The sequence below is a fragment of the Thiothrix unzii genome (genome assembly GCF_017901175.1).
Taxonomy (GTDB): Bacteria; Pseudomonadota; Gammaproteobacteria; order Thiotrichales; family Thiotrichaceae; genus Thiothrix; species Thiothrix unzii.
The window spans coordinates 731,089-748,124 of the sequence record NZ_CP072793.1 but is presented as its reverse complement, the minus strand read 5'-3'; the positions used below and the strand labels follow the sequence as shown (position 1 = coordinate 748,124).

Annotated in this window: 14 protein-coding genes; 8 read left to right on the top strand and 6 right to left on the bottom strand. The window is 51.8% G+C overall.

The window, feature by feature from the left end:
* Positions 1–23 precede the first annotated feature (23 nt).
* Positions 24–3,917, bottom strand: coding sequence for a phosphoribosylformylglycinamidine synthase (purL, locus tag J9260_RS03970; protein WP_210219753.1), 3,894 nt, complete (start codon positions 3,915–3,917; stop codon positions 24–26).
* Positions 3,918–4,088: 171 nt separating this feature from the next.
* On the opposite strand from purL, the gene J9260_RS03965 reads away from it, so the two are divergent.
* Genes J9260_RS03965 through J9260_RS03950 form a run of 4 tightly spaced genes read left to right on the top strand, consistent with a single transcriptional unit; the run spans position 4,089 to position 7,566 of the window.
* Positions 4,089–4,382 (top strand): type II toxin-antitoxin system Phd/YefM family antitoxin, encoded by a 294-nt coding sequence (locus J9260_RS03965; protein WP_210219752.1) that lies wholly within the window; start codon positions 4,089–4,091, stop codon positions 4,380–4,382.
* The gene (locus tag J9260_RS03960) at positions 4,369–4,788 is read left to right on the top strand and encodes a putative toxin-antitoxin system toxin component, PIN family (RefSeq protein WP_210219751.1); all 420 of its coding nucleotides are present in this window, start codon (positions 4,369–4,371) and stop codon (positions 4,786–4,788) included. Before J9260_RS03965 ends, J9260_RS03960 begins: the two co-directional genes overlap by 14 nt.
* Before the next feature lie 33 nt (positions 4,789–4,821).
* A complete protein-coding gene (locus J9260_RS03955; protein ID WP_210219750.1) occupies positions 4,822–4,995 on the top strand; it encodes a hypothetical protein in 174 nt (57 codons plus the stop codon).
* Positions 4,996–5,007: 12 nt separating this feature from the next.
* Positions 5,008–7,566, top strand: coding sequence for a class I SAM-dependent DNA methyltransferase (locus tag J9260_RS03950; RefSeq protein WP_210219749.1), 2,559 nt, complete (start codon positions 5,008–5,010; stop codon positions 7,564–7,566).
* 185 nt (positions 7,567–7,751) lie between these two features.
* On the opposite strand, the gene J9260_RS03945 is transcribed toward J9260_RS03950, so the two are convergent.
* Positions 7,752–8,423, bottom strand: coding sequence for a hypothetical protein (locus J9260_RS03945; RefSeq protein ID WP_210219748.1), 672 nt, complete (start codon positions 8,421–8,423; stop codon positions 7,752–7,754).
* Positions 8,424–8,560: 137 nt separating this feature from the next.
* On the opposite strand from J9260_RS03945, the gene J9260_RS03940 reads away from it, so the two are divergent.
* The 4 genes from J9260_RS03940 (at position 8,561) to J9260_RS03925 (ending at position 11,906) form a co-directional block, all read left to right on the top strand.
* Positions 8,561–8,980, top strand: coding sequence for an OsmC family protein (locus J9260_RS03940; protein WP_210219747.1), 420 nt, complete (start codon positions 8,561–8,563; stop codon positions 8,978–8,980).
* Between the two features lie 14 nt (positions 8,981–8,994).
* Entirely contained in the window at positions 8,995–10,380 is a 1,386-nt protein-coding gene (cysS, locus tag J9260_RS03935; protein ID WP_210219746.1) for a cysteine--tRNA ligase, read from the top strand.
* A gap of 2 nt (positions 10,381–10,382) precedes the next feature.
* A complete protein-coding gene (locus J9260_RS03930) occupies positions 10,383–11,510 on the top strand; it encodes an NAD(P)/FAD-dependent oxidoreductase (RefSeq protein WP_210219745.1) in 1,128 nt (375 codons plus the stop codon).
* A gap of 144 nt (positions 11,511–11,654) precedes the next feature.
* A complete protein-coding gene (locus J9260_RS03925) occupies positions 11,655–11,906 on the top strand; it encodes a hypothetical protein (RefSeq protein WP_210220842.1) in 252 nt (83 codons plus the stop codon).
* Between the two features lie 70 nt (positions 11,907–11,976).
* Here J9260_RS03925 and J9260_RS03920 read toward each other — a convergent pair whose 3' ends face one another.
* The 4 genes from J9260_RS03920 to J9260_RS03905 form a co-directional block, all read right to left on the bottom strand.
* Entirely contained in the window at positions 11,977–12,519 is a 543-nt protein-coding gene (locus J9260_RS03920) for a hypothetical protein (RefSeq protein ID WP_210219744.1), read from the bottom strand.
* Positions 12,520–12,563: 44 nt separating this feature from the next.
* Entirely contained in the window at positions 12,564–12,929 is a 366-nt protein-coding gene (locus J9260_RS03915) for a hypothetical protein (protein WP_210219743.1), read from the bottom strand.
* Between the two features lie 166 nt (positions 12,930–13,095).
* Entirely contained in the window at positions 13,096–15,699 is a 2,604-nt protein-coding gene (acnB, locus tag J9260_RS03910) for a bifunctional aconitate hydratase 2/2-methylisocitrate dehydratase (RefSeq protein WP_210219742.1), read from the bottom strand.
* A gap of 29 nt (positions 15,700–15,728) precedes the next feature.
* Positions 15,729–17,033: a citrate synthase gene (locus J9260_RS03905; RefSeq protein WP_210219741.1), complete on the bottom strand. Its 1,305-nt coding sequence runs from the start codon at positions 17,031–17,033 to the stop codon at positions 15,729–15,731.
* Between the last annotated feature and the right edge of the window lie 3 nt (positions 17,034–17,036).

Below are 17,036 nucleotides of genomic sequence, written 5' to 3'. Positions count from 1 at the left end.
TTAGTAACGTGCATTGGAGCGGGTTAACCCACCCACTTCCGCGCATTGCGGAACATCCGCAGCCACGCGCCGTCTTCGCCCCATTCCTGCGGCAACCACGAGTGTTGCACCGCACGGAATAAGCGTTCAGGGTGCGGCATCATAATCGTGAAACGCCCGTCAGCCGTGGTAACGCCCGTGATACCCAGTGGTGAACCGTTAGGGTTTTCAGGGTAATGTTCAGTCGCATGGCAGTAATTATCCACGTAACGCAACCCAACCAAACCTTCAGCCAACACATCAGCCGCTGCCACACCACCGTCGAATACCGCACGCCCTTCGCCATGCGCCACCGCGATAGGCAACACCGAACCCGCCATGCCCAGCAAGAACAATGACGGTGATTCCAACACCTCAACAGCAGCGTAACGTGCTTCAAATTGCTCGGAACGGTTACGGTAAAAACGAGGCCAGTGTGCCGCGCCGGGGATCATGTCACGCAATTGCGAGAACATTTGACAGCCGTTGCACACACCCAAGCCGAACGCATCTTGCCGCTCGAAAAAGGCCGCGAATTCGTCACTGGCACGCGGATTCATCAGGATGGTTTTTGCCCAGCCGCCGCCCGCGCCCAATACGTCACCGTAAGAGAAGCCACCGCACGCTACCAAGCCTTTCACGGTTTTCAGGCTCACCCGCCCGCTAATAATGTCGGTCATGTGTACGTCGATGGTTTTAAAGCCTGCGCGGTCAAACGCCGCCGCCATTTCCACCTGCCCATTAACACCTTGTTCGCGCAAAATCGCCATCGTCGGGCGCACACCCGTTCTAATGTAAGGCGCGGCAATATTATCATCTGGGTCAAAAGTGCGATGCACTGGCAAACCGGGGTCTTGCGCATCCGCTAACCGCTCGAACTCCTGTGCGGCACAATCGGCATTATCACGTAACGCCTGCATCTGGTAGCTGGTTTCAGCCCAGATCTGCTGCAAACTTGCCCGCGCAGCACTAAACACCGTTTCATGCCCAAAGGTCAGCACCAATTCGTCGCTGTCGTTGAGTTCACCAATAACGTGGGTGCAATGCGCTAAACCAGCTTCGCGGAAAGCCTCTAACACCGCATCCGTATCGCAATGGCGCACTTGCAGCACTGCACCGAGTTCTTCGTTGAACAAAATGGGCAACAAATCCGCGCCAATATCACCCAAACGTGCGGTAATCCCGCTATGCCCTGCGAAACTCATTTCCGCCAATACCGCCAGCAAACCGCCATCGGAACGGTCGTGATACGCCAGCAACAACTCGTCACTCAGCAAATCCTGCACCGTCTCAAAGAACGCTTTTAACGCATCCGGGTTATCCACATCCGGGGCGTAATGCCCGACTTGCCCGTACACCTGCGCCAACGCCGAAGCCGCCAAGCGGTTACGACCTTTGCCCAAATCCACCAGCAATAAATCGGTATCACCCACATCGGTACGCACTGCCGGAGTCAAGGTTTTGCGAATGTCCTGCACTGGCGAAAACGCAGTCACGATCAGCGACAAGGGTGCAACCATTTCGCGATTTTCACCGTCTTGCTGCCACACGGTTTTCATTGACAGCGAGTCTTTACCCACCGGAATCGCCAAACCTAAACGCGGGCATAATTCTTCGCCGACAGCTTTTACGGTGTCGAACAAGGCCGCATCTTCACCGGGATAACCTGCCGCCGCCATCCAGTTAGCCGACAATCGAATGTGGCGAATGTCAGCAATATCTGCCGCTGCAATATTGGTGAGTGCTTCCCCAATCGCCATGCGCCCGGAGGCTGCCGGATTCACCAGCGCAATCGGGGTGCGTTCGCCCATTGCCATTGCTTCGCCGAAATTAGTGGTGTAATCGCTGGACGTTACCGCTACATCTGCCACCGGCACTTGCCATGCGCCAACCATTTGATCGCGCACCACCATGCCCGTTACGCTGCGGTCGCCGATGGTGATTAAAAACGCTTTGGACGCAACCGTTGGCAAACGCAAGACGCGCTCCACAGCTTCCGTCAGCACGATATTGCTCAAATCCAAATCAGGCTTATGGAAGGTTTGATGATGCACATCGCGCAACATTTTCGGCGGTTTACCCAGCAAGACGTTCATCGGTAAATTGACCGGATTGTTGTCAAACAGCGAGTCACCCACCAGTAATTGCTGTTCCACCGTCGCCGCGCCCACCACGGCATACACCGCGCGTTCACGCTCACATAACGCTCGGAAGGTTTCCAATCGGTCTTCGGCAATCGCCAACACATAACGTTCCTGCGCTTCGTTGCACCAGATTTCCATCGGAGCCATGCCCGGTTCATCGTTTGGTACGGTGCGCAATTCAAAGCGTCCGCCGCGTCCGGCATCGTTAATGATTTCAGGAATCGCGTTGGAAATGCCACCCGCGCCCACGTCATGAATCGACAGAATCGGGTTTTCCGCACCCAAGGCCACGCAACGATCAATCACTTCCTGACAACGGCGTTGCATTTCCGGGTTGCCGCGTTGCACTGAGGCAAAGTCGAGATTTTCAGCACTCGTGCCGCTCGCCATTGACGAAGCCGCACCGCCGCCCAAACCGATTAACATCGCTGGCCCGCCCAATACCACAATTGGTGTGCCTTCTGGCAGCGGATTTTTGTTGATGTTTTGTTCGCGGATATTGCCCATGCCACCAGCAATCATGATTGGCTTGTGGTAGCCGCGCAGCTCCATGCCTTTCGCGCCGGGAGCCTGCATTTCAAAGGTACGGAAATAGCCGGTAATGTTGGGACGACCAAATTCATTGTTAAACGCCGCAGCGCCAATCGGCCCTTCCAGCATAATATCGAGCGCGGAAACGATGCGCCCCGGCTTACCGAAATCGTGTTCCCACGGCTGTCCGTAACCCGGAATCCGTAAATTAGACACCGAGAAACCGCTCAAACCCGCTTTGGGTTTGGAACCGTTGCCGGTCGCGCCTTCGTCACGAATTTCCCCACCCGAACCCGTTGCTGCCCCGGCAAAGGGCGAAATGGCTGTCGGGTGATTGTGGGTTTCCACCTTCATCAGAATGTGAACAGGCTCATTGGTGTAATGGTATTCGCCGGTTTTTACATCCGTCAAAAAGCGCGTCGCCAAAGGCCCTTCAATAACGGAGGCATTGTCATGGTAGGCGGAAAGGATACCTTCGGGCGCGTGCGCGTGGGTATTGCGGATCATGGCAAACAGCGATTTGGGCTGTTCCTTACCGTCAATAATCCAGTCGGCGTTGAAGATTTTGTGGCGGCAATGTTCGGAGTTAGCTTGCGCGAACATCATTAATTCCACGTCACTCGGATTGCGCCCCAGTTCCGCGTAATTTTCTGCCAAATAGTCGATTTCATCGGGGGAAAGTGCCAAACCCCACGCGCTATTCGCACTTGCCAGTGCTGCTTTCGGATCTTCGGAAATATCCACGTAACGCAGCGGCGCAGGTTCCGCTTGGCTAAATAACACCACCGCGTCTTGCTTGTCTGCCAGCACCATTTCAGTCATACGGTCGTGTAAGCGGGCGGCAATCGCGGTTTTTTGCGCATCCGTCAACGCTTCGCTGGTTTGCACATCGTAGGCAATGCCGCGCTCAATGCGCTCCACCGTATTCAAACCGCAGTTGTGCGCAATGTCGGTGGCCTTACTTGACCAAGGCGAAATTGTGCCAGTGCGCGGGGTCACTAAAAACAATGTGCCGCGCACATTATGATCACCCTGCACTTCCTCGTAAGTCAGCAGTGCTTGTAAACGGGCGTGTTCATCCGCCCCCAATTCACAGCGAGTGCGCACGAAATGGACATATTCCGCTTGCACAGCCGTCACGCTAGGCACAACAGTTTGCAAAGCATTCAACAACTTGGCGCGGCGAAAATCAGAAAGAGCAACGCTACCGGAGAGGATCAGCATAGGGGTCAACCAACGGGCAGTTCATCAAGGAGGTTATAATAACGGAAAGTGGGATGGGATTGTAGGCGATTGCCCTGCCAACTGTGGCGGATGCGTCCTCTGATAAATTTGCTCGAAAGACCTACTGTAGCTACAATAGCTACTATCAATACAACTTAGTGAGAAATAACCATGCAATCCATCGGCGCACGTCAGGCCAGTAACCAGCTCGGTTCTGTGCTTGATAAAGTCTGGCAGGGTGAACCGTTCAAAATTACCCGCAACAAACGCGACACTGCCGTTATCCTGTCCATGCGGGATTTTGAAATGCTGGGTGGTGAAACATTCCTGCTCCGCAGGCGGGCAGAAGCCATGCAGCAGGAACGCCAGCAGTTGTTGGCTTCATTGGAAGCTTTGCGAACTGAAGCGGAACAAAGCGGTCTGACCGAATCCGCGCTGGAAGCGATCCTGAATGATAAACCTTGAACGCTGTGTTTGCGACACCAATGTCTTGATCAGCAGCCTGATTTCCCGCTCTAGCCCGCCCGCGAAAATTGTTGATCATATTACCCTGAACGGATTTTTCCTGTTCTCGTCAACCACCTTTGCCGAGTTAGAGGAAGTCATCTGGCGGGAAAAGTTTGACCGCTATTTTTCAACCGAAAAGCGACAGAATTTCCTCAACAACATGCGCAGGGTGGGATTGTTCTATGAAATTGGGGAAACCGTGGAGCTGTGCCGTGACAAAAAAGACAACCCGTTTCTGGATGTGGCGTTAGCAGGCAAAGCCGACTACCTGATAACAGGTGATGCTGACTTGCTGGTGTTGAAACAGATTGGCGACATACAAATCGTGACCTCAACTTTCCTTTTCGCAACTGCGCTTTCCTGACAAATAGTCGATATAATCGGCGTTTTGCTGCTGATGAATACCGTAATGACCGCACGTTTGCACCACAACGAAATCCGTAACCGCTCCCACGCTTTCGTGCAGAAATGGCGCGAAGAAAGCCGTGAGGAAGCCGAAGCAAAATCGTTCTGGGATGCGTTTTTCAGCGTATTCGGCATTGAGCGCAAAGATGTGGCGGTGTTCGAGTGATCGGTTGCGAAGTTGGATACCCGCCAAGGTTTCATCGACTTGTTTTGGAAAGGCGTATTGCTGGTTGAGCACAAATCACGCGGTAAGTCGCTGAATAAAGCCGAGTCACAAGCTTTCGAGTATTACCTTGGCTTGCCGGAAAAGGAAAAGCCGAATTACGTGTTGTTGTCGGATTTTGCGACTTTCCGCTTGTACGATTTACGCCGCAAGCAGGAACACAGTTTCAGCATTGAGCAATTGCCCGAACACATTCACCTATTCGACTTCATGTCCGGTTTGCAATATTACAGTGATGTCGCAGCAGAAACCGCGCTGAATATTCAAGCGGCTGAATTACTGGGAAGCTTACACGACGCGCTGGCAGCATCCGGTTATGGTGGGCATGAGCTGGAAATTTTTCTGGTGCGCATCTTGTTTTGCTTGTTTGCGGAAGATACCGGGATATTCCAACATCACCAATTTATCCATTACTTGCTGAATTTCACAGCGGAAGATGGCTCTGATACGGAAATGCACTTGAGCAAACTGTTTCAGGTATTGGACACCGCATTCACCAAACGCAGCAAAAACCTCACCAAAGAATTGAACGATTTTCCGTATGTGAATGGGCATTTGTTCCGTGAGCGGCTCGACATGCCGTCGTTTGATGCGGTAATGCGCGATGTATTGCTGGATTGTGCGCATTTTGATTGGAGCGGCATTTCACCCGCGATTTTCGGTTCACTGTTTCAGTCGATTATGGATAAGGATGCGCGGCGCAATTTAGGGGCGCATTACACCAGTGAAACGCACATTTTGCGACTGATTAAACCGTTGTTTTTGGATGCGTTGTGGGCGGAATTCCACGCTATCAAGCAAGGTGGTAATCGCGACAAGCGGAAAAAATTGGCGGCATTTCAGCAGCGATTGACGGCGTTGCAGTTTCTTGATCCTGCGTGTGGGTGCGGTAACTTTCTAATCATTACTTACCGCGAATTGCGGCGGCTGGAATTAGCAGTGCTGCAAGCGCAACACGGCGATAAACTCGACACTACCCATATCGGTCTGGATATTACCGTTGAGCCGACCATCAAACTGGAACATTTCCACGGCATTGAAATTGAAGAATGGCCTGCGCGGATTGCCGAAGTCGCGATGTGGTTGACGCAGCACCAGATGAACCGCGAATTTGCACGCCAGTTTGGACGCGAACCGGATTTACTACCGCTCAAAACAGCCGCACACATCGTCAATGACAACTCGCTGCACCTTGATTGGAACAGCGTTGCGCCGCGTGCGTCTCTCGCCCACATCATCGGTAATCCGCCGTTTCGTGGCTCAAAAATGCAGTCAGATGTACAAAAATTGGAACTTGCCACACTGTTTGGAAAAGTACAAAACGCAAAACAATTGGACTACGTGGCCTGCTGGTTCAAAAAATCAGCGGACTTCATTCAAAACACCCGTGTTAGTGTAGCATTTGTCTCAACGAACTCTATCACTCAGGGTGAGCAAGTCGCCCCGTTGTGGCAGCCATTACTCAATATGGGCATCCACATTCATTTTGCCCACCGCACGTTTGCATGGGATTCGGAAGCGCGGGGCAAAGCAGCGGTGCATGTCGTTATCGTCGGTTTTGCCGATTACGACACGGATGGAAAACGCATTTTCGATTACCCCAATATCAAAGACGAACCTATAGAAATCTCCGCAAATAACATTAATCCTTACTTGATCGACGCACCGGATGTTGTCCTAGACAGCCGTAATCAACCGATCGGCAGCATTTCACCGATGTGGTTTGGCAATATGCCATTGGATGGTGGTGGTCTATTGTTATCTCCCATAGAAAAGGCCGAATTATTAGTAAAAGAGCCAAAAGCGGAAAGATGGTTAAAGCCTTGCTTGGGCGCAGATGAGTTTCTCAATGGGAAAGAACGCTGGTGTTTATGGCTGGTTGGCATTGCACCGAACGAATTGCGAGCCATGCCGGAGGTCTTAAAACGGATTGATCAGGTGAAGAAGTTTCGCCTTGCAAGTGTTGCTGCATCAACGCGCATACATGCCGAACGCCCAGCGGAGTTTCGAGATACCCGTTTACCAGAAACCTACATCCTTGTTCCCAGCGTTTCATCCGAGCGGCGCGAATACGTGCCAATGGGCTTTTTTGACAGCAATACCATTTCCACCAATCTGAATTTGATGATTCCTGACGCGAGTTTGTATGAATTCGGCGTGCTGGAATCGACGATGCACATGGCATGGATGCGCACCGTTTGCGGACGACTGAAAAGCGATTACCGTTATTCTGCCAAACTGGTTTACAACAACTTCCCTTGGCCTGATGCCGACGACAAGCACCGCCAAAAAGTCGAAGTAGCGGCTCAAGCTGTGCTGGATGCGCGGAAGAAGTATCCCGCTTCGACACTGGCGGATATGTACGACCCACGTTCCATGCCGCCCGATTTGCGCAAGGCACACAAGGCACTGGATAAAGCAGTGGAGCAAGCGTACCGCAAGGAAAAATTCGCGGATGATATGGAGCGGTTGGGGTATTTGTTTGGGCGGTATCGGGAGTTGGTGGCCGGGTGACGTTATCTGTATGAAAATTCACTATTATGGTAATTCTGTTCAAGTTATTTATTGATATTGGTTGCCAAAGACTACAATATGTAAACCATTAGTTTACAAAACAGTCGTGAATTCACGCATCCACAACGCACGCACGTAGAGACGCAAAATCTTGCGTCTCTACCAAACAAACCGAAACAACACCTCTATCGGCGTGCGCAATACTCAGCCGTTTCCTCCATCGCTACCGGCAGCACTTGCGCCCCCGCTTTAATCACCAGTTCGGCAACGCCCACTTCATTCGCGCCCGCTTTCCAGTTGTAGGTGTAACCCAAGCGTGTCCAAGGGAAACCGTTTTGGGTTTGGTAAGACTGGCTGGTTTGTTTCGCGTACCAAGCGGCGTGGTCGGGTGCGACCGTTTTAGGCAAACTGGCTTCGCAGGTCGTGGCTTGCAAACTCGGATTTGCGCATGGGCGGAATAATGCCGCTGCATCGACTTCGAGCGTGACAAAATGGCGTTTTTCGTCGCGGTTCAGCGGTAAACCCAGCAATTGTTGTACATCGCTCATCACTTTATCGGGCGCGAAACTGCGGCAACGGGTTTGCACGACTTGATCCTGCGTTACCCACACTTCGCCCCATTTGAGCTTGGTCGGTTGCCCCAGCGGGTAACTGTCGGGAAACTTTGTCCAAGTCACTACCCGCACTTTATCGCTGGCAATCGCGGGTAAAGGTTTGACTTCGGTTGGCTCAATAACCGCCGCATCACGGATCGCGGCCTGGTAACGCTGGCTGTCATTGGACGGTGATAGACTCGCACAGCCGGACATAACCATAATGGCTGTAAGTATTAAAGACGCACTCGCAATACGCTTCATAGGTAACTCCCTCCTTATCAGGCTTGGTTATAGCAGGATTATGCAACAACGGCTACACACCTATTGTGAAAGCTGGCAGGCTGGCGGCCTTTCCGTTACCATTTGTTCCTATTCTTACCACTTGCCGAAAGGGATTTATGGACGCACAACCCAAAGACCCGCATACCGTTGTTGTCAGACTACGCGATGCCGAAGGAACTTACACCTGTGATATTCGTGCCGGTAAACATGAAATGGTGGCGGATGAACCTGTTCCCTTAGGTGGTGATGATCTCGGTGCAGCACCCTATCAGTATTTAAAAGCTGCATTGGGCGCGTGTACGGCGATGACTTTACGCATGTACGCCGAGCGCAAGAAATGGCCGTTGCAAGACGCTTGCATTACCCTGAAACACACCCGTGACGCGAATAAGCAAAGCGTGTTTACCCGTGACATTCAGCTCGTGGGTGATTTGACCGCCGAACAGCGCGAAAAATTGCTGGATATTGCTGACCGTTGCCCGGTACATAAAACCTTGAGCAACGGTGTCGCCATCCTCAGTAAACTTGTTGACTAACCTGAAGTATCACCATGTTACAGATATACAATAGCCTGACCCGTCAAAAAGAAGACTTTATTCCGATTACGCCGAAAACCGTGCGCATGTACGTGTGCGGCATGACGGTTTACGATTATTGTCATCTGGGTCATGCCCGCGTCATGGTGGTGTTTGACACGGTTTACCGCTATTTACGCGCCAGCAATTACGCGGTGAATTACGTGCGTAATATTACCGATATTGACGATAAAATCATCCGCCGCGCGGCTGAAAACGGCGAAAGTATTCAAGCCTTAACCCAACGTTTCATCGACGCAATGCACGAGGATGAGGACGCACTAAACGTATTGCGCCCCACCGAAGAGCCGCGTGCCACCGAAACCATTGATGAAATGCTCGACATGATCAATACCTTGATGGGCAAAGGTTACGCTTACCAAGGCAAGAACGGTGACGTGTATTACGACGTATCCAAATTTGAAGGTTACGGTAAATTATCCGGGCGCAAACTCGACGAATTACGTGCTGGCGAGCGCGTGGCGGTGGATGAGGTGAAAGACGATCCGCTTGATTTCGTACTGTGGAAAGCCAGCAAACCGGGCGAACCGGCGTGGGAATCCCCTTGGGGACAAGGCCGCCCAGGTTGGCACATTGAATGTTCCGCGATGTCGAAAACGCGCTTGGGTAGCCATTTTGATATTCACGGTGGCGGCTCGGATTTGCAGTTTCCGCACCACGAAAACGAAATCGCGCAAAGCGAGGCGTGCAATGGACACACTTACGTTAATTACTGGATGCACAACGGTTTCATCCGGGTTAACGATGAGAAAATGTCGAAATCGCTGAATAACTTTTTCACCATTCGCGAAGTCCTGACCCATTACAAAGCGGCGGAAATCCGCTTTTTCATCCTCAATAGCCATTATCGCAGCCAATTGAATTACGGCACAGATCAACTGGATGCGGCGCGTGCGTCATTATCGCGCTTGTACACCGCCATTCGTGGCCTGCCTGAATCTGGCCCTGCGGCTTACACCTATTACGAAACCCGTTTTAACGCCGCAATGGACGACGATTTCAATACGCCCGTTGCAATAGCGATGCTGTTTGAACTCGCGGGCGATATTAATCGCATCCGTAAAACTCAAAGTGATGCCGCCGCCGCGCCTTTAGGTGCTTTGTTGCAAAAACTCGGCGGGATTTTAGGGCTGTTACAGGATGACCCCGAAAGCTGGTTCAAAGGCAAAGCTGCGGCTGATGGTTTGGATGATGCGGCGATTGAAGCTCTGATCCAACAGCGTTTGGACGCACGTAAAGCGAAACAGTGGGCAGAATCTGACCGCATTCGCGACGAACTCAAAGCCCAAGGCGTGATTCTGGAAGATAGCGCGGGCAATACAACATGGAAACGAGCGTAAACATGAATAAAATTACAATTATTGGAGCGGGTTTTGCCGCACTGAGTGCTGTGCGTCAATTACGCAAGCAGAATCGCGATGTGGAAATTACCGTAATTGCGCCGCGTGCAGAACTGCATTACCTGCCGGGGATTATCTGGATTCCCAATGGCTTGCGCACCCGCGAAGACTTAACCATTGATCTGGCGAATTTTTTCCAGCGCATGAATGTCAAATTCCACCAAGGCAATGTCACGGGTTTGCGTGATGCCGGGCGTATTGTGGAAACCGACAACGGCGAAGTCAGCAACGACGGTTTGATTATTGCTTCTGGCGGACGTTTCATCAAAAAACTGCCGGGTATCGAACACGCGATTACCCCATGCGAAGGTATTAGTGCTGCTGAAAAAATCCGTGACCGGCTCCAAGCCATGCAAGGCGGCACGATTGCGATTGGGTTTGCAGGCAACCCCAACGAACCCAGCGCGATGCGTGGCGGCCCGATGTTCGAGTTTTTGTTCGGCATTGACACCTTGTTACGCCAGCAAAACCGCCGTGATAAGTTCAACTTGGTATTTTTCAGCCCCGCACCCCAACCCGGCAATCGTTTAGGCCCCAAAGCCATGTCCGGTTTGCTATCTGAAATGGGTAAGCGCGGTATCGAAACTCACCTCGGTCACAAAATGAAAGGCTTTACCGCCGAGAAAGTGACCACAGAAGGCGGCGAATTTAACGCAGATTTGATCCTGTTTATGCCGGGAATGACAGGTAATTTGTGGTTTGATAACACCACGTTGCCACGTTCCGCCGGGGGTTTGCTGAAAGCGAATCAGCATTGCAAGGTCGAAGGTTGGGATAAGGTTTACGTGGCGGGCGACTCTGGCAGTTTCCCCGGCCCCGACTGGATGCCTAAACAAGCGCACATGGCGGACTTACAAGCAGAAGCGGCGGCGAAAAACCTGTTGGCTGATCTGTGTGGTGGTCTTGGTGACGCAACCTTTAAAGTTGAACTGATCTGCATCGTGGATTCCGTCGACAAGGGAACCCTAGTAGCACGCACCGAAAAACGTTCCATTGTGTTACCCGCGTGTCGCGTGTTCCACTGGATGAAGCGTGGCTTTGAATGGTGGTATTTACGTCAATATCGTTAACAGCGGCATAACTCAGCAGACATTGTGCAAACAATGGGGAAACATTGTGGAAGTCAGCACGACCCCATTGTCGCAGGGGGTTAAACACACTATCGTCAAAGTAGCCTAAGGGCGATTGTGTCACCCCAAACAAGGAGTTTCGCCATGAAAACAACAATTGCTATTGCATTGCTGGCAATCGGCTTATCCGCTTGTCACGCACCACCACCGGGATCTCACCACGGTGGTGGCATGACTGCACATCAATCTTGGTGTGCTGAACACCCGTATAAATGCCGTGACCGTGACGATAATCCACCCGGCTTACGCGGTGGGCGCGGTACTAACTGGGAAAACCCGGCAGGTCCTCGTGGTGGCCCCGGTGCAAGCCCTGATCGTGATCGTCGACGTTGGTAAAATCACAACCCGCGCTGTCGTGTTCCACTGAATGGAACACGACTTTGAACGAAGCTCCCGCACACGCACGTTATTTGATCGTCACCTTGATACCGTAAACCCCTTTCCAAGGGTCAGCCTTCTTGCATTCCACCACTTTGATTCCATAGTCGCCGTCAATGGTGGGTGAAATCGTTGCATTACTGTGACAAGACAAATCCATGTCGTTGGCATTTGCACCGTTTGGAGCAGTAACATACACAGAAACCCGGCCTGTACCTTGCTGATCAAGTTGCTCAACTGTCATGGTTTGGCCTTTAGCCGCATCCACCACAAAATACTGCACATCCTCAAAACCGGACAGATTGCCGGTGATGACTGCATGATCCGCTCCTTTGACAAAGTTTATGCGCCTAATCGGGTCATTGCCCACCTTGGCATTGGCGACAGTCGCCGGATGACTAGTTGCATTCTGAACAGGCTTTGGTGCAACGGGTTTCTCCGTCGCTTTGACATCGGCTGCGGCTTTCCCGCTATCCTGCTTAACTTCATCGGTTTTAGTACAAGCCGCACTTGCCAGCAATAACACGCTCATTGCCGCAATATTAAACAAGCTTTTGACATTAACACTCATAACACTCCCTCCTCATTAGGTGACACTTAAATCACGCATGACCGCTATTTCACGACACCAACAATTCCACCGCATTGCTGAAAACAGGCGCGAAAGTCATTATCACAACGTTCAGTATCCGCGTATTCGTAGCAGCCACTTTTCTGGCATTTAGCCCGATCTGCATCCGTTTTCGCGTAAAGCAGGCACGCATAATGTTCATGCTCCGCTTGTTTTTCACATTTTGCCTGTTTTCTATCCGCACGTTTTTGTGCCTTATGGGTGCATTCACCTTGGGTATCCTGACAACGCATAACACACGCCTGACCTATTGGTGATAACGGCGGTGTATAAGTGTATTCAGGCCCGCAACCTGCTAATCCCAGCAGTGTAATAAAAGTGAACAGCATCATGATTTTTCTTACTAACATGTAACACACCCTCGCAATTAACAAAAAAACCTGATCTAACAATAGACCGCAATCGCACTCGGTGCAAACGGTTAAGGTTTAGCTATAAAAAAAGCCCCGACTAGCGGAGCTTTCTCTTACTCCCCTCGCCCGCTACGCGGGAGAGGGGCTGGGGGTGAGGGGTTATTTAACCCGCCACTACCGGAATCGGCACAACTTTCGCCGCAGCCTTCTGATAGCTTTCCATCTTGTCAAAGTTCAGGTAACGGTAAATGTCAGCCGACATGCTGTCCAGCTTATTGGCATATTCCATGTACTCTGCAACCGTTGGCAATTTACCCATAACCGCCGCAACAGATGCGAGTTCCGCCGAAGCCAAGAACACGTCAGTGTTAGTCCCCAAACGATTCGGGAAGTTACGGGTAGAGGTCGAAACCGCAGTTGAACCTTCCTGAATACGTGCTTGGTTACCCATGCACAGTGAACAGCCCGGCATTTCCATCCGCGCACCGGCACGACCGTAAATGTTGTAGTAACCTTCGTCACTCAACTGCGCTGCATCCATCTTGGTCGGTGGTGCAATCCACATACGGGTTGGGATTTGCTTGTTAGCAGCATCCAACAACTTGCCCGCCGCACGGAAATGACCAATGTTAGTCATGCAAGAACCGATGAAGACTTCATCAATTTTGCGACCAGCCACTTCAGACAACAGATGTGCATCATCTGGGTCATTCGGTGCGCACAGGATAGGCTCTTTGATCTCATCCATATTGATTTCGATCACGGCTGCGTATTCTGCATCTGCGTCAGCACGCATCAGGCTTGGGTTCGCCAGCCACTCTTCCATCTTACCGATACGGCGTTCGATGGTGCGTGGATCGCCATAGCCTTCTGAGAGCATCCATTTCAGCATCACGATGTTGGAACGCAGGTATTCAGCCACGGAAGCTTCAGACAACGCAACAGTACAACCCGCCGCAGAACGTTCCGCAGAAGCGTCAGACAGTTCAAATGCCTGTTCGACAGTCAGGTGATCCAGACCTTCGATTTCCAGCACTGTGCCGTTGAAGACGTTCTTCTTGCCTTTCTTTTCAACCGTCAGCAGACCCATTTGGATCGCTTTGTGTGGAATAGAGTGCACGAGGTCACGCAAGGTGATGCCCGGTTGCATTTTGCCAGTGAAACGTACCAGCACAGATTCCGGCATATCCAGCGGCATAACGCCAGTCGCAGCAGCAAATGCCACCAGACCAGAACCCGCCGGGAAGGAAATACCAATCGGGAAACGGGTATGCGAGTCGCCACCAGTACCAACAGTATCCGGCAACAACATACGGTTCAACCACGAGTGGATTACACCGTCACCGGGGCGCAAAGAAACACCGCCACGAGTCATGATGAAATCAGGCAGCGTGTGGTGAGTCACCACGTCAACCGGCTTAGGATAAGCAGCCGTATGGCAGAAAGACTGCATGGTCAAGTCGGCTGAGAAGCCCAAGCAAGCCAAATCTTTCAACTCGTCACGGGTCATTGGGCCTGTGGTATCTTGTGAACCAACCGTGGTCATTTTCGGTTCGCAGTACATACCAGGGCGTACACCCGGCAGACCGCACGCCTTACCGACCATTTTCTGCGCCAGTGTGTAGCCTTTGCCAGTATCAGCAGGCTGCTCAGGCGAGCGGAACAGGTCAACTGGCGGCAGACCCAGTGACTCACGCGCTTTCGCAGTCAAGCCACGGCCGATGATCAGGTTGATACGACCGCCAGCACGGGCTTCGTCCAACAAAACCTGAGTTTTCAGACCGAAAGTGGAGATGACTTCATCCGTACCGTGACGCTTGGCAACGCCTGCGTAAGGATACACATCAACTACATCACCCATATTCATTTGGGCAACGTCCATCTCGATTGGCAGTGCGCCAGCGTCTTCCATCGTATTGAAGAAAATCGGGGCAATTTTGCTACCGAAGCAGTAACCACCCGCACGCTTGTTAGGAATCCCCGGCATATCATCGCCGAAGAACCACAGCACAGAGTTAGTGGCAGACTTACGTGAAGAGCCTGTACCTACCACGTCACCAACGTAAGCAACCGGGAAGCCTTTCGCCTTCATCGCATCGATTTGCTTCAGAGGGCCTACGCTGCCTTGAACTTCTGGCTCGATACCGTCACGTGCCATTTTCAGCATCGCGTTGGCATGGAGTGGGATGTCAGGGCGTGACCAAGCATCTGGCGCAGGAGACAGGTCGTCAGTATTGGTTTCACCAGTCACTTTGAAAACGGTAACGGTGATTTTCTCAGCCACTTCTGGCTTGGAAGTGAACCATTCGCCCGCTGCCCAAGATTCCATGACTTTTTGTGCAGACGCATTACCTGCTTTCGCTTTGGCTTCCACGTCGTGGAACGCATCAAACATCAGCAGCGTGTGTGACAAAGCGGTAGCCGCTGCGTCAGCCGTTGCAGGCACATCCAGCGCAGCAATCAACGGTTGTACATTGTAACCACCCAACATCATGCCGAGAACTTCGACCGCACGCACCGGGCTAATCAATGCACAAGCAGTTTCACCCGTGACGATGGCAGCAAGGAAAGCGGCTTTCACATAAGCAGCTTCGTCGACACCCGCCGGAACGCGGTTTTCCAGCAAATCAACCAGAAATGCTTCTTCGCCTGCCGGAGGATTTTTCAGCAACTCCACCAGTGCAGCGGTTTGTGCAGCATCTAATGGCTTGGGCGGGATGCCGCTGGCAGCGCGTTCGGCAACGTGTTGGCGATATTCTTGCAACATTTTCTATAGACTCCTCAAAACAACAAAACTTATCTTTCATCCACTGGAACATATTCGCGGCGTTCCGCACCCATGTACAACTGGCGTGGACGACCGATGCGCGACTCCTCATCACCCATCATTTCATCCCACTGTGAAATCCAGCCGATGGTACGTGCCAGTGCGAACATCACCGTAAACATGCTGACCGGAATCCCCATGCTCAGGAAAATCACCCCGGAATAGAAATCGACGTTCGGATACAGGTTACGCGCTTTGAAATACTCATCGTTCAATGCCACCTGTTCCAGCTCACGCGCAATCGCAAACAGTTTCTGGTTCGGGTCATTGGCTGGTAAACGATCCAGAATCTCATTCGCCAATTCGCGGATAATTTTGGCACGCGGGTCATAGTTTTTATACACGCGATGCCCGAAACCCATCAAGCGGAAACGGTCATTTTTGTCTTTAGCGCGGTCTACCCAATGCGACAATGGCAAGCCAGACTTTTCAATGTCACGCAACATATTGATCACGGCTTCGTTCGCACCACCGTGCGCAGGCCCCCACAACGATGCAATCCCGGCTGCCACGGCTGCAAACGGGTTCGCTTCCGAACTGCCTGCCAAACGCACGGTTGAGGTCGATGCATTTTGCTCATGGTCAGCGTGCAAAATCATAATGACTTCCAACGCTTTCACATGCAACGGGTCAGGCGTATACGGTTCGGTCGGCACGGAGAACATCAGGTGCAAGAAATCTTCCGCATACGACAATCTATTGCACGGGTAGACAAACGGTAAACCCACGGAATAACGGTAGCTCCATGCGGCAATCGTCGGCATTTTCGCAATCAAACGGTGCGCAGAACGCTTACGTTGTTCTGGGTCATGAATATTCATGTCATCGTGGTAGAACGCGGACAACGCCCCCACAACCCCAACCACGGTTGCCATCGGATGCGCATCGCGACGGAAACCCCGGAAGAAATACTGTACCTGATCATGCAACATGGTGTGGCGCGAGATCATGTACTCAAAATCTGCCAACTCTTGCTTGGTGGGCAAGGTTTTATTCAGCAGCAAATAGCAGACTTCCAAAAAGCTGCTGTGTTCTGCCAACTGCTCAATCGGATAACCACGGTAGAGCAGCGTGCCTGCATCCCCATCCAAATAGGTAATTTCACTGGAACAACTAGCGGTCGACATGAAACCGGGGTCGTAAGTGAAATACCCCAGTTCCTTGTACAGTTTACGGATGTCAATGGTTTTGACCCCGATGCTAGGCTGAAGTACATCCAACTCGACTTGTTTGCCAGTGATGTTATCAGTAATGGTGACAGTTTGTTTGGTCATGCA